Genomic DNA, 16,120 nt, shown 5'->3' with positions numbered 1-16,120 from the left:
CTGTCCGGGCCGGCCCCGGAGTGCCCGACGGTGGGTGCTCCGGGGCCGACGGCGTTCAGAGCCTGATCGCCAGGATCTGGCCGTACCAGGGGCCGGCCGGCTGCTCCACCTCGAAGGACTCGGTCTCGGTGAAGCCGAGCGCCCGGTACTGGCCGACCAGCTTGCGGTCGCCGCCGGCGAAGCAGTCCACCCGCAGCAGGCCGATGCCCCGCCGGCGCGCCTCGTCGAGGGCGTCGGCGATCAGCGCGGCGCCGATCCCCGACCCCTTGCGGGACCGGTCGGTCACCAGGTTGCGGATGTACAGCTCGGGCTCGTCCACCGGGGTGGCGTTGTCGGGGCGCTGCTCGGACAGGACGCAGGAGCCGACCGTCCGGCCCTCCTCGTCGACCGCGAGCCGGATCAGGAACGGCTCGCGGCCGTACTTGGCGATGTGCTCGACCCGGGTCGGGGTGCCGCTGAAGGAGTGGTCGCCCCACTGCCCGGTGCGCCCCTGGGCGGTCAGCCAGACCACGGCGCCGTCGAGCAGGGACAGGATGTCGGGGATGGACTCGGGACCCCCGTTGCGGATCTTCATGAAAACCGTTCTAACCCAAACCGTCGCGCGCGGGAAGATGTCCCCATGAGGCTCTTCGTGGCGGTACTGCCTCCGGTGGAGGCGTTGCAGGGCTTGGTCGACGCGGTGGCCCCGGTGCGCGGGCTGCCCGGGGCGGACCGGCTGCGCTGGACGGCGGTCGAGGGCTGGCACCTGACCCTGGCCTTCCTCGGCGAGGTGCCGGAGGAGCGGGTGCCGGAGCTGGCGGCCGGCCTGGCGGCGGTGGCCGAGGTGAACCCGGTGCACGTGCTGCGGCTGGCCGGCGCCGGACGGTTCGGCGACCGGGTGCTGTGGGCCGGGGTGGAGGGCCGGGTCTGGGCGCTGCGCCGGCTCGCCGAGGCGGTGAACGAGGCCACCGCGGCGGTGGCCGGTGAGACGGACGCGTTCAGCTTCCACCCGCATCTGACCCTGGCCAGGGCGGGGTCCTCGCGGGGGCGGCGGCGGGCGGAGCAGCGGGTGGCCGCGGCGGAGCTGGACGGTCTGGCGCAGGCCCTGGACGGCTACCGCGGGCCGGAGTGGGAGGCCGCCGAGCTGCACCTGATGCGCAGCGAGCAGGACGGCGGCTCAGCGCACTACACCTCGCTGCGCTCCTGGCCGCTGGCCCGCTGGGAGGCCTGAGCCGGGGGGCCTGAGCCGGGAGTCCTGGTCAGGGCCAGACCTGATCAGGGCCCGTCCTGGTCAGGGCCAGACCTGATCAGGGCCCGTCCTGGTCAGGGCCAGACCCGCATCGCGTCCGCCGCGACCCGTTCCAGTTCGGCGCGGGTCGCGCCGTCGCGGGCGCGCTGCGACATGCCCTGGACCACGGTGGCGATGAACTGCGCCAGAGCCGCCGGGTCGGTGTCGGCGGGCTCGTGGCCGGCCGCGACGTCGGCGCGGATCAGTGACTCCAGGGCGCGGACGTTGGAGTTGCGCAACTCCCGGACGGCCGCGGTCACCTCGGACGAGGTGCAGTTGACCGTGGAGCTGATCAGCAGGCAGCCCCAGGGGCGGTCGGGGTCGGTGGCCTCGGCGGCGGCCTCGCGCAGCATCCGGGCCACGCCGGCCCGGGCGGTGGGCTCCTCGGCGAGCGCGCGGGTCGCGTAGGCGCCGTGGCCCTCCTGGTAGCGGGCGACCACCTCGTCGAAGAGGGCGCGCTTGTCGCCGAAGGCCGCGTAGAGGCTCGGCGGGCGGATGCCCATCGCGGTGGTGAGGTCGGCGACCGAGGTCGCCTCGTAGCCGCGTTCCCAGAAGAGCCGCAGGGCCTGCTCCAGGGCGGCCTCGCGGTCGAAGGAGCGCGGGCGGCCGCGCTTCGCGGTGGTGGCACTGGTCGTCGTCGGCATGCCGAGATTCTATATCGGCCGCTACAGAAGCCGTGCTACGGTTCTTTTCGTTAGCGATCGCTAAAGAAGTGGGAGGGCATCGCCATGGGCAGGCTCGCGGGGAAGACGGCGCTGGTCACGGGTGGCAGCCGGGGCATCGGGCGGGGCATCGCCGAGCGGCTGGGGCGGGAGGGCGCGCTGGTCGCCGTGCACTACGGGCGGGACGCGGCGGCCGCCGAGGAGGTCGTCAAGACGATCGAACGGGACGGTGGCCGGGCCTTCGCGCTCGGTACGGAGCTGGGCGTCCCGGGCGATGCCGAGGCGCTCTGGGCGGCCTTCGACGCCGGGCTGGCCGGGTACGACGGCGGCAGCGGCCTGGACATCCTGGTGAACAACGCCGGGACCGGTCTGTACGGGAGGGTCGGTGAGGTGGCCGAGGCCGACTTCGACCGGGTCTTCGCGGTCAACGCGCGGGCGCCGTTCTTCCTCGTCCAGTACGGCCTGGGCCGGCTGCGCGACGGTGGGCGGATCGTCAACGTCTCCTCGGGCGTCACCCGGGTGGCGTTCCCGACGGCGATCGCCTACGCGATGACCAAGGGGGCGCTGAACACCCTGACGCTCAACCTCGCCCAGGAGCTCGGCCCGCGCGGGATCACCGTCAACGCGGTGCTGCCGGGCGTCGTCGACACCGAGATCAACCCCTGGCTGGAGGACCCGCAGGCGCACGCGTGGGCCGCCGCGTACTCGGCCTTCAACCGGGTGGGCGAGCCCGGCGACATCGCGGGCGTGGTCGCCTTCCTGGCCTCGGACGACGCCCGCTGGGTCACCGGCCACAACCTGGACGCCACCGGCGGGTCCAACCTCGGCGTCTGAGTGCGAACGGTGCGGGGGTACGCTCGTTGACCGTGGATCCCAAGACGCGAATGCGAATCGTGACCGGCGCGCTCGTCCTGCTGCTGGTCATCGTGCTGGTCAGCTCGCTGGTCAACCGGTAGCCGCGGCGCCGGGGCCGGGGAGGCCGAAACGGACGGAAGGGCCACCGCCAGGAGGCGGTGGCCCTTCCCGTGCGTCCGCGCGGGCCGGTCGGGGCTGCTGGACCAGGTAGCCGGTCGGGGCTGCTGGACCATCTGGTCGGTCAGAGCCGCGCGGCCATCTGGTCGGTCAGAGCCGCTCGACCACGTAGTCGATGCAGACCGTGAGCGCCTCGACGTCGGCCGGCTCGATCGCCGGGAACATCGCGACGCGCAGCTGGTTGCGGCCGAGCTTGCGGTACGGCTCGGTGTCGACGATGCCGTTGGCGCGCAGCGCCTTGGCGACGGCGGCGGCGTCCACCGACTCGTCGAAGTCGATCGTGCCGACGACCTGCGAACGCTCGGCCGGGTTCGCCACGAACGGGTTGGCGTACGAGGACTTCTCGGCCCAGCCGTACAGCCGGGACGAGGAATCAGCCGTACGGGTGACGGCCCAGTCGAGCCCGCCGTTGCCGTTCAGCCATTCCAGCTGGTCGGCCAGGAGGAACAGGGTGGCGATCGACGGGGTGTTGTACGTCTGGTCCTTCGACGAGTTGTCGATGGCCGTCGGCAGGTCGAAGAACGGCGGGATGTACCGGCCGGAGCCGGCGATCTCGGCGGCGCGCTCCAGGGCGGCCGGGGAGAAGGACGCCAGCCACAGGCCGCCCTCGGAGGCGAAGGACTTCTGCGGGGCGAAGTAGTAGACGTCCGTCTCGGTGATGTCCACCGGCAGGCCGCCGGCGCCCGAGGTGGCGTCGACCAGCACCAGCGAGCCCTGGTCGGCGCCGGCCGGGCGGGCGATCGGCATCGCGACGCCCGTGGAGGTCTCGTTGTGGGTGAGGCCGTAGACGTCCACCCCGGCCTCGGCGACCGGCAGCGGGTGGGTGCCGGGCGCGGTCTTGATCACGCTCGGCTCGGCCAGCCAGGGCGCGGCCTTCACCGAGGAGGCGAACTTGGAGGAGAACTCGCCGAAGTCGAGGTGCTGGGACTTCTCGCGTACCAGTCCGAAGGTCGCGATGTCCCAGAAGGCGGTGGACCCGCCGTTGCCGAGAACCACCTGGTATCCCTCGGGGAGGGAGAACAGGCTGCTCACGCCCTCGCGCACGCGCTTGACCAGGCTCTTCACCGGGGCCTGGCGGTGCGAGGTGCCGAGCAGGGAGGTCTCGGTGGCGGCGAGGGCACTCAGGGCCTCGGGGCGCACCTTGGACGGGCCGCAGCCGAAACGGCCGTCGGCGGGCTTGATGTCAGCGGGGATCTGGATCTGAGCCACGGGCCGCAGCCTACCGGCCGGGAGGCTCCCTGATCGACGGCCGTCCGCCCGCTGAGATGCCCCCGACCCGCCCGCGAGCTGCGGAAACAGCGGGTCCGGTCGGTATCCGGACCCGCTGTTCGGGGCGCTGCAAAAGGGGGGTGTGCGGGGGCGTGCGGGGTGCGCCGGGGGCGTGCGTCAGCGCGCGATGGCGTCGAAGCCCTCGATGTCGCGCGGGCTGCGCGGGCCCGGGCCGATGTAGCGCGCGGCGGGGCGCACGAGGCGGCCGGTGCGCTTCTGCTCCAGGATGTGCGCCGACCAGCCGGCCGTGCGGGCACAGGTGAACATCGAGGTGAACATGTGGGCCGGGACCTCGGCGAAGTCCAGCATGATGGCGGCCCAGAACTCGACGTTGGTGGCCAGCACGCGGTCGGGGCGGCGGTTGTGCAGCTCCTCCAGGGCGGCCTTCTCCAGCGCCTCGGCGACCTCGAAGCGCGGCGCGCCGAGCTCCTTGGCGGTGCGGCGCAGCACACGGGCGCGCGGGTCCTCGGCGCGGTAGACGCGGTGGCCGAAGCCCATCAGGCGCTCGCCCTTGTCCAGCGCGTTCTTGACCCAGGCCGTCGCGTCGCCGGTGCGCTCGATCTCCTCGATCATGCCGAGCACGCGGGACGGCGCGCCGCCGTGCAGCGGACCGGACATCGCGCCGACCGCGCCGGAGAGCGCGGCCGCGACGTCGGCGCCGGTGGAGGCGATGACCCGGGCGGTGAAGGTGGAGGCGTTCATGCCGTGCTCGGCGGCGGAGGTCCAGTAGGCGTCGATGGCCTTGACGTGCTTGGGGTCCGGCTCGCCGCGCCAGCGGATCATGAAGCGCTCGACGACGGTCTCGGCCTTGTCGATCTCGCTCTGCGGGACCATCGGCAGGCCCTGGCCGCGGGCGGACTGGGCGACGTACGACAGGGCCATGACGGCGGCGCGCGCGAGGTCGTCCCGGGCCTGCGCGGCGTCGATGTCCAGCAGCGGCTTCAGGCCCCAGACCGGGGCGAGCATGGCGAGGGCGGACTGCACGTCGACCCGGATGTCGCCGGAGTGCACCGGGATCGGGAACGGTTCGGCGGCCGGGAGGCCGGGGTTGAACTTGCCGTCGACCAGCAGGCCCCAGACGTGACCGAAGGAGACATTGCCGACCAGGTCGTCGATGTCGACGCCTCGGTACCGCAGGGCGCCGCCTTCACGGTCGGGTTCGGCGATCTCGCTCTCGAAAGCGACGACGCCTTCGAGCCCGGGTACGAAGTCGGACATGCACGGCTCCTTCAGTTCTGCGATCGGCGGACCTCCGTGGTGGGGAGGCACACCAGTGACCGAATGGTGGTTGGCACTCGGTGCCAGGGTGACAGGCACGGGGTGCATTGCGCCATACACCACCATGGTGATGTTTGCCGCGGGCCCGCTTGACTTCGCGCCCGAGGGCCGGTCGAGCCCGGGAGATCTCCGGAACCAACGGCGCGGTTCAGGACAAATCACCGTACGACGGGCGGCCAAGCGGTGGCGAGTCACCTTATCTCCCACCGGGGTTTGTCAGGAGGTAGCGGTGCCGGTTGCTTGTCGTACGGGATGATGTTGACGTGCAGACCCCGGACCGCGCCCAGTCGACGCCCCTGACCCCCGCCACCCGGATCCTGGCCGACGAGGCCCGACCCGGACCGGACCTCACCGTGATGCGCAAGCACTACGCGCACGAGGGCGTGGTCGAGGAGCACCTCGCCGCCGAGCCGATCGCCCAGTTCACGCGGTGGTTCCACGAAGCGGACGAGGCCGGGGTGGTGGAGCCCAACGCGATGGTGCTCTCCACCGCCGACGCCGAGGGGCGGCCCAGCGCGCGCACGGTGCTGCTCAAGGGGTTCGACGTCCGCGGCTTCGTCTTCTTCACCAACTACGGCTCCCGCAAGGGCACCGAGCTGGCCGCCAACCCGCACGCGGCGCTGCTCTTCCCGTGGGTCGCGCTGGCCCGCCAGGTGATCGTCCAGGGCCGGGTGGAGAAGGTCGGCCGGGATGAGACGGCCGCCTACTTCCGTACCCGCCCGCACGGCTCCCAGCTCGGCGCCTGGGCCAGCGAGCAGTCCAGCCCGGTCGCCTCGCGGGAGGTGCTGGAGCAGCGGTACGCGGAGCTGGAGCGGCGCTACCCGGAGGGCGAGGGGGTGCCGGTGCCGCCGTTCTGGGGCGGGTACCGGGTGGTGCCGGAGAGCGTGGAGTTCTGGCAGGGGCGGGAGAACCGGCTGCACGACCGGCTGGTGTACCACGTGGACCCGGCCGCCCCGGCGGGCTGGCGGGTGGAGCGGCTCTGCCCGTGAGGCCGGTCCGGCGGTGACCCCGTGCGCCCCCGACCAGGGCTGTCGCCCCGCCGGGCCGGACCTGTGACGACACCGCTACACCTTCCTCCGTCCACCGGCTGACCTCTCGTCAGCCCGCCAGTAAGGTGGGGACGTTCACCGTCTCGGTGGGGGGTTCTTGGGTGCGGCCGTACTTCTTCTTCAGCTACGCGCGGCGGGACCACCTGGCCGGGGGAGCCTTCGTCGACCAGTTCTTCACCGACCTGCGGGACGAACTGGCCCGGATCGAGCCCGAGGCCGGTCCGGGCGAGCTGGCCTACCGGGACACCGAGCGGCTGCGGATCGGCGACGACTGGGAGCGGCAGCTCTCCCGGATGCTCGGCGCCAGCCGCGCCATGGTCGCCCTCTACTCGCCCGCCTACTTCGCCAGCGCCTACTGCGGCAAGGAGTGGACGGCTTTCGACCACCGGACGCGGCGCCACGAGGAGCAGACCGGCGAGAGCGTCCCGGCCCTCATTCCCGTCCTGTGGGAGCCGCCGCCCGAGGACCTGCCCGCCGAGGTGCGGCGGATCCAGTACGTGCAGCACGACTTCGGCGCCGAGTACGCCACCGGCGGCCTGCGGCACCTGCTGCGGACCGACCCGCACGGCACGGCGTACCGCAAGGTGGTGCGGGTGATCGCCGAGCGGGTGCGGGAGGCCGCCTCCTGGCGGGTCGGCGAGCTGCGGGACCTCGACCTCGGGCAGGTGGAGGGCTGCTTCCCGGTGCCGGAGATCGCCCCGGTGGCCACCCGCAGCAGCCTGGTCCGGCTCTTCGTCGCGGCCCGCCGGGCCGGCGACCCGCCCGCCCCGCCGGGGGCGCTCAACGGCGAGCGGATCCCGGTGCCGCGCACCGGCGCGGACGGCGCCCCGGTGGCCGCCGCGGGCGCGGGCGCCGCGGACGGGCCGTACCACGGCGGCTGGTACGGGGCGCACCCGCGCGACTGGGCGCCGTACCACCCGCCCCGGCTGCCCTCGTTGGCGGTCCAGGCCCAGCAGGTGATCACCCGCGCCGGGCACAGCACCAGCCTGGACCTGGTCGGCCCGGACCTCGCCGAAGCGCTCGACCGGGCCCGGGAGAACAACGAGGTCAGTGTCCTGCTGGTGGACCCGTGGGCGGCCGGCGCCGAGCCCTACCGGCAGGCGCTGCGCGACTTCGACCGGCAGAACCACCCGGTCACCGCCGTCCTGCTGCCGGACAGCACCGACGACCCGCCGGCCGGTCCGGCGCGCGCCCGGCTCTGGGAGGGGGTGCGCGAGGTGTTCGCGCGCACCTGGTTGCACCGGTCGGGGCCCGAGCCGCTCTTTCGCATCCACATCGGACGGGAACGCTTCGAACGCGAGCTGCTGTCCACCGTGACCGTCGCCCAGAACCGCCTGCTCGACCAGGTGGACGACGATCCGGTGGCCGCCCGGGCCCAGTTCGGGCTCGGTCCGGACCCGCGACCGATGCCGGGCCTCACCATCCCGGCCTGGCCGCCCGTCCCGCCCGTTCCGCCCGTCCCGTCGGGACCGCCCGTCCCGCACCCGGGGAGCGCCCCGGAGGCCGGGAACGCCGCCGAGTCCGGGGCCGGGAACGCCACGGGAAACGGGGCCGCACCCGGAAACGGGACCTCCCCGGGAACCGGGACCGGAACCGCACCGGGGCCGAGGGGCGCCCTGCGCGAGGAGACCGTGCCCCTGACCAGCCGGGCGCCCAGTGAAGGAGAAGCGGACCGATGAGCGTCGAGCACGCCGCCCTCGCGGACCACGGGTCCGCCGCCCTCGCGACCCCCGGCACCGGCACGGTCGTCACCTTCTACTCGTTCAAGGGCGGCACCGGGCGCACCATGGCGCTCGCCAACCTGGGCTGGATCCTGGCCAGCCAGGGCCTGCGCGTCCTGGTGGTGGACTGGGACCTGGAGGCCCCGGGCCTGCACCGCTACTACCACCCGCTGCTGGTCGACCCCGAACTGCACGGCACCGACGGGCTGATCGACATGCTCCGGGCCTACGTCGACGAGGCGCTGCCCGGCCCGGACCGCCCCGGACCTGGCCCGGACCCCCGGGAGTGGCTGGCCGCGCCCGGCCGGCTGGAGCGCTACCTGTGCGGCCTCGCCCTCGACCTCCCGGACGGCGGCAAGCTCGACCTCATGCCGGCCGGCCGGCAGAACGCCGCGTACTCGGCCGCCGTCACCAGCTTCAACTGGCGCAGCTTCTACACCCGCGCCGACATCCGCGGCGCGGAGTTCCTGTACGCGCTGCGCGAGCAGTGGACCGGCGCGTACGACTACGTGCTGATCGACAGCCGGACCGGCGTCAGCGACACCTCGGGCATCTGCACGGTGCTGATGCCCGACACGGTCGTGGACTGCTTCACCCTCGGCGCCCAGAGCATCCGCGGCGGCGTCGACGCGGCCCGCGCCATAGTCGCCGCCGACGAGCGGGAGATCCGCGTCCTGCCCGTCCCGATGCGGGTCGAGGACGCCGAACGCGCCGGTCTTGCGGCCGGGCGCGACCTCGCCCACGACGCCTTCGACCCGTACCTGGAGCGCTGGCTGAGCCCCGAGCGGCGGGCCGACTACTGGCGCGACGTCGAGGTGCCGTACAAGCCGTTCTACGCCTACGAGGAGGTGCCGGCCACCATCGTCGACCGGCCGCAGCAGGGCCGCAGCCTGCTCGCCGCCTTCGAACGGCTGGCCGCCTGGCTCACCGACGGCCGGGTCAGCGCGCTGCGACCGCTGCCCGACCAGGCCCGCCGGCGGCTGTACGCGGCCTATCTGCGGACCGGCCGCACCCGCTCCCGCCAGGTGCACGTGAGCTACGCGCCCAAGGACCGGGTGTGGGCCGAGTGGATCTCCGAGACCCTGCGCGGCTTCGGCTACCTGGTCAGCCTGCACAGCGCCGCCGTCCCGCTCGATCCCGGCCCGCCGCAGAACGGCACCCTGCCCGAGGCCGCCGGCCCGCTGGACGGCGACGGCCGGCTGCTCGCCGTGCTCACCGCCGAGTACGCCGCCCTGCCGCGCGCCCGGGAGATCTGGCGCCGGCTCACCGGCCAGGGCCCGGTGGGCGACTCCGGCGGCCTGCTCGCCGTGCGGATCGGCGCGGCCGAGGGCGCGGAGCCGCCGCAGTTCGCCGGGCACCGGGCGCTGGAGCTCGCGCTCGGCTCGGCGGAGCAGGCCGAGGCCCAGCTGTTCGAGCTGATCGGCCCGCCGCCCGGCGCCGGGCGCTGGATGGAGAACGGCGAGACCACCGTGCCGCACCCGGCCCGCTTCCCGGACGGCCGGCCCTCGGTGCAGGAACTCCCGCCCCGGCTGCCCACCTTCACCGGCCGGATGCGGCTGCTGGAGGCCGTCCGCGACGGCTTCACCGCCGGCGCCGACGCCGCGCCCGTCCAGGTGCTCTACGGCATCGGCGGCGTCGGCAAGTCGCAGGCCGCGATCGAGTACGCGCACCGCTTCGCGGCCGGCTACGACGTGCTCTGGTGGGTCCCGGCCCAGCAGCCCGCGGTGATCCCGCAGAAGCTCGCCGAACTCGCCCCCGGCCTCGGCCTGGAGACCGACGGCGACGTCACCCGGACGGCGCGCGCCGTTCTCGACGCGCTCGCCAGCGGCCGGCCGTACCACCGCTGGCTGCTGCTCTTCGACAACGCCGAGGACCCGGAGCTGCTGGACCCCTGGCTGCCCGCCGCCGCGCCCGGCGGCCACGTCCTGGTCACCTCGCGCGACCGGCGCTGGGCCCGCCGCCCGGGCCGCACCGAGGTCGAGGTGTTCGACCGGGCGGAGAGCGTCGAACTCGTCCGGCACTTCAACACTGGGGTCGAGCGGGCGGACGCGGAGCGGATCGCCGAACTGCTCGGCGACCTCCCGCTCGCCGTCGGCCAGGCCGCCGCGTGGCTCCAGGAGACGCCGATGCCGGCGGCCACGTACGCGGACCTGCTGGACGAGACGCTCACCGACATCCTCGACCGCTCGGTGCGGGGGGGCAGCGGCAGGGGTGGCGAGGGCGACATCATCGGCCAGGGCGCGGCCGGCGAGGGGCTCAACGACACGGCCACCGCGGCCACCTGGCGGATCGCCGGCTCCGACCTGCGCCGGCTCAACGCCCCCGCCGCCCGACTGCTGGAGGTCTGCGGCTTCCTGGGGCCGGACGCCATCCCGATCGCGCTGCTGTACAGCCCGCCGGTGATCGAGGCGATCGGGCTCGCCCCGGACGCCTCCGACCACCGGCTGGCGGTCGGCGAGATCCTGCGGACCGTCAACCAGTTCAACCTGGCCCGCTACGACCACGCGGCCGGGACGCTGGTGGTGCACCGGATCGTCCAGGCCCTGCTGCGCGAGCAGGTCGGCGAGGCCGACCGCGCGCGGGTCCGCGCTGCGGCCCACCGCGCCTTCGCACTCGCCGACCCGGGCGACCCGGACGCCCCGCACAACTGGCCCCGGTACGCCGAACTGCTGCCGCACCTGTGGCCGTCCGGGGCTGCCGACTCCGACGACCCGGCCGTGCGGCGGTGGATCGTCAACTCGGTCCGCTACCTCTGGCGGCGCAGCCTGCACGACGCCGGCCGCGAACTGGCCGAACGGGTCCTCGCCCGGTGGCGCGAGGCCGGACCCCGCAGCATCGAGGCCGATGTCGAGGTCCAGCTGCTGCGCGTCCAGCTCGGCAACATCCAGCGCTCCCAGGGGCTGGTCCGCGAGGCGTACGAGACCGACCGCGACGCCTTCGAACGGCTGACGGCGCTGGTGGGCCGGCAGCACCGCGACACCTTCCCGGCGGCCACCGGCCTGGGCGGCGACCTCCGGCACCTCGGCCGCTACCAGGAGGCCCAGGAACTGGACGAGGAGACCCTGGCCGCCGCGCGCCGGGTGCTCGGAGCGAACCACCCGCGCACCCTGATGGTCGAGAACAACCTGGTCGTCTCCATCATGCTGGCGGGCGACCTCAGCGGGGCGCTGGCCATCCACGAGGCGCTCTACCACCGGAAGCTGGAGGTGTTCGGCAAGCGCAGTCCGTTCACCATCCTGGGGGGCCTCCTCCAGGGACACCTGCTGCGCGAGGTGGGGCGGCCGGCCGAGGCGCTGACACAGTTGGAGAAGACCGTCCGCCGGAGCCGGGACGTGCTCGGCGAGGACCACGACGACACCCTGCGGGCTCGGCGGTACCGCAGCGCCACCCTGCGCCGGCTGGGCCGGCTCCCGGAGGCGCTGGTCGAGGCCGAGGACGTCCACCGGCGGCTGGAGGGGCGCTACGGGCCGGACCATCCCGGCGCCGCCGGGGTCGCCGGGACGCTCGCGGCGGTGCTCGGGGCACTCGGGGACGGCGAACAGGCCGTCGTGTTCGCCGACGAGTCGTACCGGTACCACCGCGACCACCTCGGTGACGGCCACCCCATGGAGCGACTGGCGGCGGGCAACCTCGCGGTGGCGCTGCGCCGGGCCGGCCGGAGCGAGGAGGCCCGGTCGCTCGCCGGCGGGGTGCTGGACGACCTGCTGAGAGTGCTCGGCGACCGGCACCCCTGGGTCGCGGTCTCCCGGCTCAACCGCGCGAACGACATGGCCCGCGCGGGTGCGTACGCGGAAGCGGCGAGCCTCTCCGCGGCGGCCGCGCGGCTGCTGGCCGAGCGGCTGGGCCCGGACCATCCGGACACCCTGGCGGCCTCGGCGAACCTCGCCCTGGCGCTCGCCGCCGCCGGCGACCCCGAGGAGGCGGCGGAACTGGGCGCGCGGACCCTGGCCCGGGCCCGCGCGGTGCCGCACCTGGGCGAAGGGCACCCGCTCACCGAGTCGATCCGGGTGCGGGAGTGGCTGGACACGTCGATCGAGCTTCCGCCGGCCTGACGGCGGGCGGGCCACTGGTGAAAGGGAGTTGACGATGGACGCGACCGTGGAGCCGCACGTGGTGACCGAGCGGACCGACGGCCGCGTCCCCGCGCAGCGCCCCGGCCTCGCCGAACTGGCGGGGCTGGACGCGGGTGAGCTGGCAAGCCGCCTTGAACTGGCCCTGTCGGGCCTCGGAGCCCGCCCGGTCTCACCGTTCGACTCTGCGATCTGATAATCAGGATTATTCGGCGCTACCCGTTGGAAACGTGCCGTCATGACGTTTCCTCCGCCGCCGATCACGCAGTTCGTGCTGAAGGTCCACAGTCGGTGCGACCTTGCCTGCGACCACTGCTACGTGTACGAGCACGCCGACACCGGCTGGCGGTCCAGACCGCGGGCCGTCGGGGACGCCGTGCTGGCGCGGGTGGCGGAGCGGATCGGGGAGCACGCGGCCGTGCACGGGCTGACCGGCGTCCGGGTCGTCCTGCACGGGGGTGAACCGCTGCTGGCCGGGCCGGAGGTGTTCCGGCGGGCGGTGGAGCGGTTGCGGGCGGCGCTGCCCGAGGTGTGCGAGCTCGACCTGCGGGTGCACACCAACGGGGTGCGGCTGAGCGCGGCGTACTGCGAGCTGTTCGACGAGCTGGGCATCCGGGTCGGCGTCTCGCTGGACGGCGACCGGGCCGCCAACGACCGGCACCGCCGCTTCGCGAACGGGCGGTCCAGCCATCCGCAGGTGCTGCGGGCGGTCGGGCTGCTGCGCGAACCGCGGTTCCGGCACCTGTACGCGGGGCTGCTCTGCACCGTCGACGTGGCGAACGACCCGGTGGCCGTGTACCGGGCGCTCGCCGAACTGGAGCCCCCGGCCGTCGACTTCCTGCTCCCGCACGCCACCTGGGAGCAGCCGCCGGAACGCCCTCCCGGTGCGGGCCCGACGCCGTACGCCGACTGGCTGCTGACCGTCCACGCGCACTGGGAGGCGGACGGGCGCCCGTTCGCCGTCCGCACCTTCGACTCGGTGCACCGGACGTTGTCCGGGCTGCCCGGTCTGAGCGAGGCGCTGGGGCTGGAGCCGGTCGACCTGGTGGTGCTGGAGACGGACGGCACGTACGAGCAGGCCGACAGCCTGAAGACCGCGTACGACGGCGCGCCCGCCACCGGGATGGACGTCTTCCGGCACAGCCTCGACGAGGTCGCGCGGCACCCCGGGATGGCCGCCCGGCAGTCGGGCCTGGAGGGGTTGAGTGCCGCCTGCCGGGCCTGCCCGGTGGTGCGGTCGTGCGGGGGCGGGCTGTACGCGCACCGGTATCGGGACGGCTCCTTCGACCACCCCTCGGTGTACTGCGCCGACCTGCGGGCGCTGATCGACGGCCTGGCCGCGCGGGCCGGCTCCGTCCGGCGGCCCGTCGCGCCGCCGGTCGATCTCGTCGGGCCCGAGCTCACGGACGGGCAACTGGACGAACTGGCCGTGGGGTTGGGCGGCCGGGAGACCGTCCGCGCGCTGGCCCGATCGCAACTGGCGCTCACCCGGACGATGCTGGCCGCCGTCCACGGTTCCTCGGGGGTGGCGCGTTCGGCGGCCTGGGACCTGCTGGCCGAGCTGGACGAGGCCGAACCGGCCGCCGTGGACGCGGTGTTCGCGCACCCGTACGTCCGCGCCTGGGCCGCGCGGCGGTTGGGCGGCGACCCGGGCGCCGGCCTCGGCACGCTGGCCGAACTGGCCGCCGCCGCGGCGGTCCGCGCGGGGCGGGGGGACAGCGTGGTGGTGCCGGTCCGGGAGGGCGTGCTGCACCTGCCGACACTGGGACGGCTGGTGCTCGGCGGGGGAGCGCGGGAGGCGCGGATCACCGGCGGACGGACGGGCTGGACGGCGCGCACCGACGACGATGCGGTCGCCGGTTCGAGTGACCCGTGCTGGCAGCCGCTCCGTCGGACGGTGAGGGGGATCGCGCTGGAGGACGTCGACCCGCAACGGGCGGCCCACCGCTGGCCGGTCGCCGACCGTCTGACCGACGCCGAGTACGCCGGCTGGGCGCGCGATCTGGGAGAGGCCGCCGACCTGCTCGACCGCGATCTGCCCGAGTACGCGCCCGGCCTGTGGGCCGGCCTGACCACCGTCACCCCGCTACGCCCGACCCCGGACGGCCACGACGTCAGCTCGGCGGCCCGCCAGGCCTTCGGCGCCGTCGGCATCGCCCGACCGCGCACGTCTTCGACCCTGGCGCTGCTGCTGGTCCACGAGTTCCAGCACGTGAAGCTGGGCGCGGTACTGGACAGGGAGGAGCTGTACGACCGGAGCGACACCCGGCTGTTCGAAGCCTTCGGGCTGTCCCCGCGCCCGATCGGCTCCCTCTTCCAGGCCGTCTACGCCCACCTGGCGGTGACGGCATTCTGGGGCACCCGCCCCACCGAAGGCACAGAAGGAGAAGCAGCCCGCGCGCGCTTCGCCCACTGGCGCAGGCTGACGGACGAGGCCGTCGATCTGCTGGCAGGCAGCGGAGCACTGACCCCCCTGGGAAAGCGCTTCGCCGATGGTGCAAGGGAGTCCGTCGACCCCTGGCTGCGGGCCACTGTGTTCCCCGGCAGGGGGGTCTGAGGTCAGCCTCCGAGCGGTACCGGGCCCCCAGGCTGTCCAGCCGTACCGCGTGACCGCCGACGGGGTGCCGCCGGTGTCAGAGCCAGCCCTGTTGGGCGGCCTTGAGGCCGGCCTCGAAGCGGCTGGTGGCGTTGAGGCGTTCCATGATGGCGGTCATGTGGCGGCTGACGGTGCGGGTGGAGAGGCCGAGGCGCTGTCCGGCGGCGGCGTCGGTGAGTCCGGTGCCGAGCAGGCGCAGGAGTTCGCGTTCGGTGGGGGTGAGGCCGGTGGAGGGGTCGTTGGGGCTCCGGCTGCCGAGGGGGACGGCGGTGGCCCAGGCGTGCTCGAAGAGGCTGGTGAGCGCGTCGACGATGCCGGGCTGGGTGACGTGGAGCGCGCCCTGGCGGGTGTCGGCGGGGTCGATGGGGACGAGCGCCTGGGTGCGGTCGACGATGACCAGGCGCTGGGGGAGGGTCGGCGCGGTGCGCACCTCGCTGCCCAGGCTGACGAGCCAGTGGGCGTACGCGGTGGTGTGCGGGTCGTTGCGGGTGGCGTCCTGGTAGAGGGACTTGATGCGCACACCGCGGGCGATCGCGTCCGCGTTGGCCCGGAGGCCGGCGGCGACGTCCTCGGGGCGCTGCTGCGGGCCGGGGTGGACGCCGAGGACCTCGGTGCCGGCCTGCGCGCCCATGAGGTCGAGGCGGGCCTGGATGGCGTCCATGCCCATGAGGCGTTCGCCCTGGCCGGCCCGGGTCTCGGCGTGTTCGGCGACCATGCGGGTGACGGCCGCGCGGGCGGTGGCGAGCCGGGCCTGCCGGGCGGCGAGGTCGGCCTCCTGGCGGGCGAGGGCGTTGGTCAGACCGATGTCGGGGCTGACGGCGCGCAGTTGCCCGGGGTGTTCGGCGCTGGCGCGGACGAGCATGAGGTGGCCGAGTTCGTCCAGGCATGCGTGGACTTGGGTGACCGTCAGGCCGCACTGGGCGGCGAGGTCGGCGACGTCGTGGTCGGGACGGTCGAGCATCGCCCGGTAGACGGTGGTGGTCTCGGTGGTCAGTCCCAGTGTCTCAAGCATGGCGAAGGCCCCCCTGCCTCGGACCGGCGCATCGGTTCGGCGCCGGGCAGTCGAGATCCTGACACTTCCCGGATCTCCCATCAAGCTTCTCCGTGGCGGCTTCGCCCCAGGTCAGGGCATATGGGGGGAAACTTCGGCCCCGTCGGCCGGCCCGAAGGGCGGGG

The 16,120-nt window shown here is 74.2% G+C and carries 12 protein-coding genes; 7 read left to right on the top strand and 5 right to left on the bottom strand.

Annotated features, from left to right (window positions below):
• Positions 1-55: 55 nt before the first annotated feature.
• Positions 56-574, bottom strand: a complete 519-nt coding sequence (locus ACFP3U_RS11650) for a GNAT family N-acetyltransferase (protein ID WP_380225303.1) — start codon at positions 572-574, stop codon at positions 56-58.
• A gap of 45 nt (positions 575-619) precedes the next feature.
• Between ACFP3U_RS11650 and thpR the strand changes: the two genes are divergently transcribed.
• Positions 620-1,210, top strand: coding sequence for an RNA 2',3'-cyclic phosphodiesterase (thpR, locus tag ACFP3U_RS11645; RefSeq protein ID WP_380225302.1), 591 nt, complete (start codon positions 620-622; stop codon positions 1,208-1,210).
• 92 nt (positions 1,211-1,302) lie between these two features.
• Here thpR and ACFP3U_RS11640 read toward each other — a convergent pair whose 3' ends face one another.
• A complete protein-coding gene (locus ACFP3U_RS11640; RefSeq protein WP_380225301.1) occupies positions 1,303-1,911 on the bottom strand; it encodes a TetR/AcrR family transcriptional regulator in 609 nt (202 codons plus the stop codon).
• A gap of 84 nt (positions 1,912-1,995) precedes the next feature.
• On the opposite strand from ACFP3U_RS11640, the gene ACFP3U_RS11635 reads away from it, so the two are divergent.
• On the top strand, positions 1,996-2,763 hold the full coding sequence (locus ACFP3U_RS11635; protein ID WP_380225300.1) for an SDR family oxidoreductase: 768 nt from the start codon (positions 1,996-1,998) through the stop codon (positions 2,761-2,763).
• A gap of 288 nt (positions 2,764-3,051) precedes the next feature.
• Here ACFP3U_RS11635 and serC read toward each other — a convergent pair whose 3' ends face one another.
• Positions 3,052-4,170 carry a phosphoserine transaminase gene (serC, locus tag ACFP3U_RS11630; protein ID WP_380225299.1) on the bottom strand — a complete coding sequence of 373 codons (1,119 nt, stop codon included), beginning with the start codon at positions 4,168-4,170 and terminating at the stop codon, positions 3,052-3,054.
• A gap of 177 nt (positions 4,171-4,347) precedes the next feature.
• Positions 4,348-5,448, bottom strand: a complete 1,101-nt coding sequence (locus tag ACFP3U_RS11625) for a citrate synthase 2 (protein ID WP_380225298.1) — start codon at positions 5,446-5,448, stop codon at positions 4,348-4,350.
• A 416-nt stretch (positions 5,449-5,864) separates the two neighbouring features.
• Here ACFP3U_RS11625 and pdxH point away from each other — a divergent pair, with 416 nt between their 5' ends.
• The 5 genes from pdxH (at position 5,865) to ACFP3U_RS11600 (ending at position 14,905) form a co-directional block, all read left to right on the top strand.
• On the top strand, positions 5,865-6,497 hold the full coding sequence (gene pdxH, locus ACFP3U_RS11620) for a pyridoxamine 5'-phosphate oxidase (protein WP_380225384.1): 633 nt from the start codon (positions 5,865-5,867) through the stop codon (positions 6,495-6,497).
• 161 nt (positions 6,498-6,658) lie between these two features.
• Positions 6,659-8,236, top strand: coding sequence for a TIR-like protein FxsC (locus ACFP3U_RS11615; protein ID WP_380225297.1), 1,578 nt, complete (start codon positions 6,659-6,661; stop codon positions 8,234-8,236).
• A complete protein-coding gene (gene fxsT / locus ACFP3U_RS11610) occupies positions 8,233-12,330 on the top strand; it encodes an FxSxx-COOH system tetratricopeptide repeat protein (protein WP_380225296.1) in 4,098 nt (1,365 codons plus the stop codon). The genes ACFP3U_RS11615 and fxsT overlap by 4 nt, the downstream gene beginning before the upstream one ends.
• 34 nt (positions 12,331-12,364) lie before the next feature.
• The gene (locus tag ACFP3U_RS11605; protein WP_380225295.1) at positions 12,365-12,544 is read left to right on the top strand and encodes a hypothetical protein; all 180 of its coding nucleotides are present in this window, start codon (positions 12,365-12,367) and stop codon (positions 12,542-12,544) included.
• 42 nt (positions 12,545-12,586) lie between these two features.
• Positions 12,587-14,905, top strand: a complete 2,319-nt coding sequence (locus ACFP3U_RS11600; protein ID WP_380225294.1) for an FxsB family cyclophane-forming radical SAM/SPASM peptide maturase — start codon at positions 12,587-12,589, stop codon at positions 14,903-14,905.
• Between the two features lie 76 nt (positions 14,906-14,981).
• Here the strand turns inward: ACFP3U_RS11600 and ACFP3U_RS11595 are convergent, their stop codons facing one another.
• Positions 14,982-15,956 carry a LuxR C-terminal-related transcriptional regulator gene (locus tag ACFP3U_RS11595; protein WP_380225293.1) on the bottom strand — a complete coding sequence of 325 codons (975 nt, stop codon included), beginning with the start codon at positions 15,954-15,956 and terminating at the stop codon, positions 14,982-14,984.
• Positions 15,957-16,120: the final 164 nt, after the last annotated feature.

This window comes from Kitasatospora misakiensis, assembly GCF_042656005.1.
GTDB classification, from domain to species: Bacteria; Actinomycetota; Actinomycetes; order Streptomycetales; family Streptomycetaceae; genus Kitasatospora; species Kitasatospora misakiensis.
Note: the sequence above shows the minus strand (reverse complement) of the source record. Positions and strands in the feature narration are given on the sequence as shown.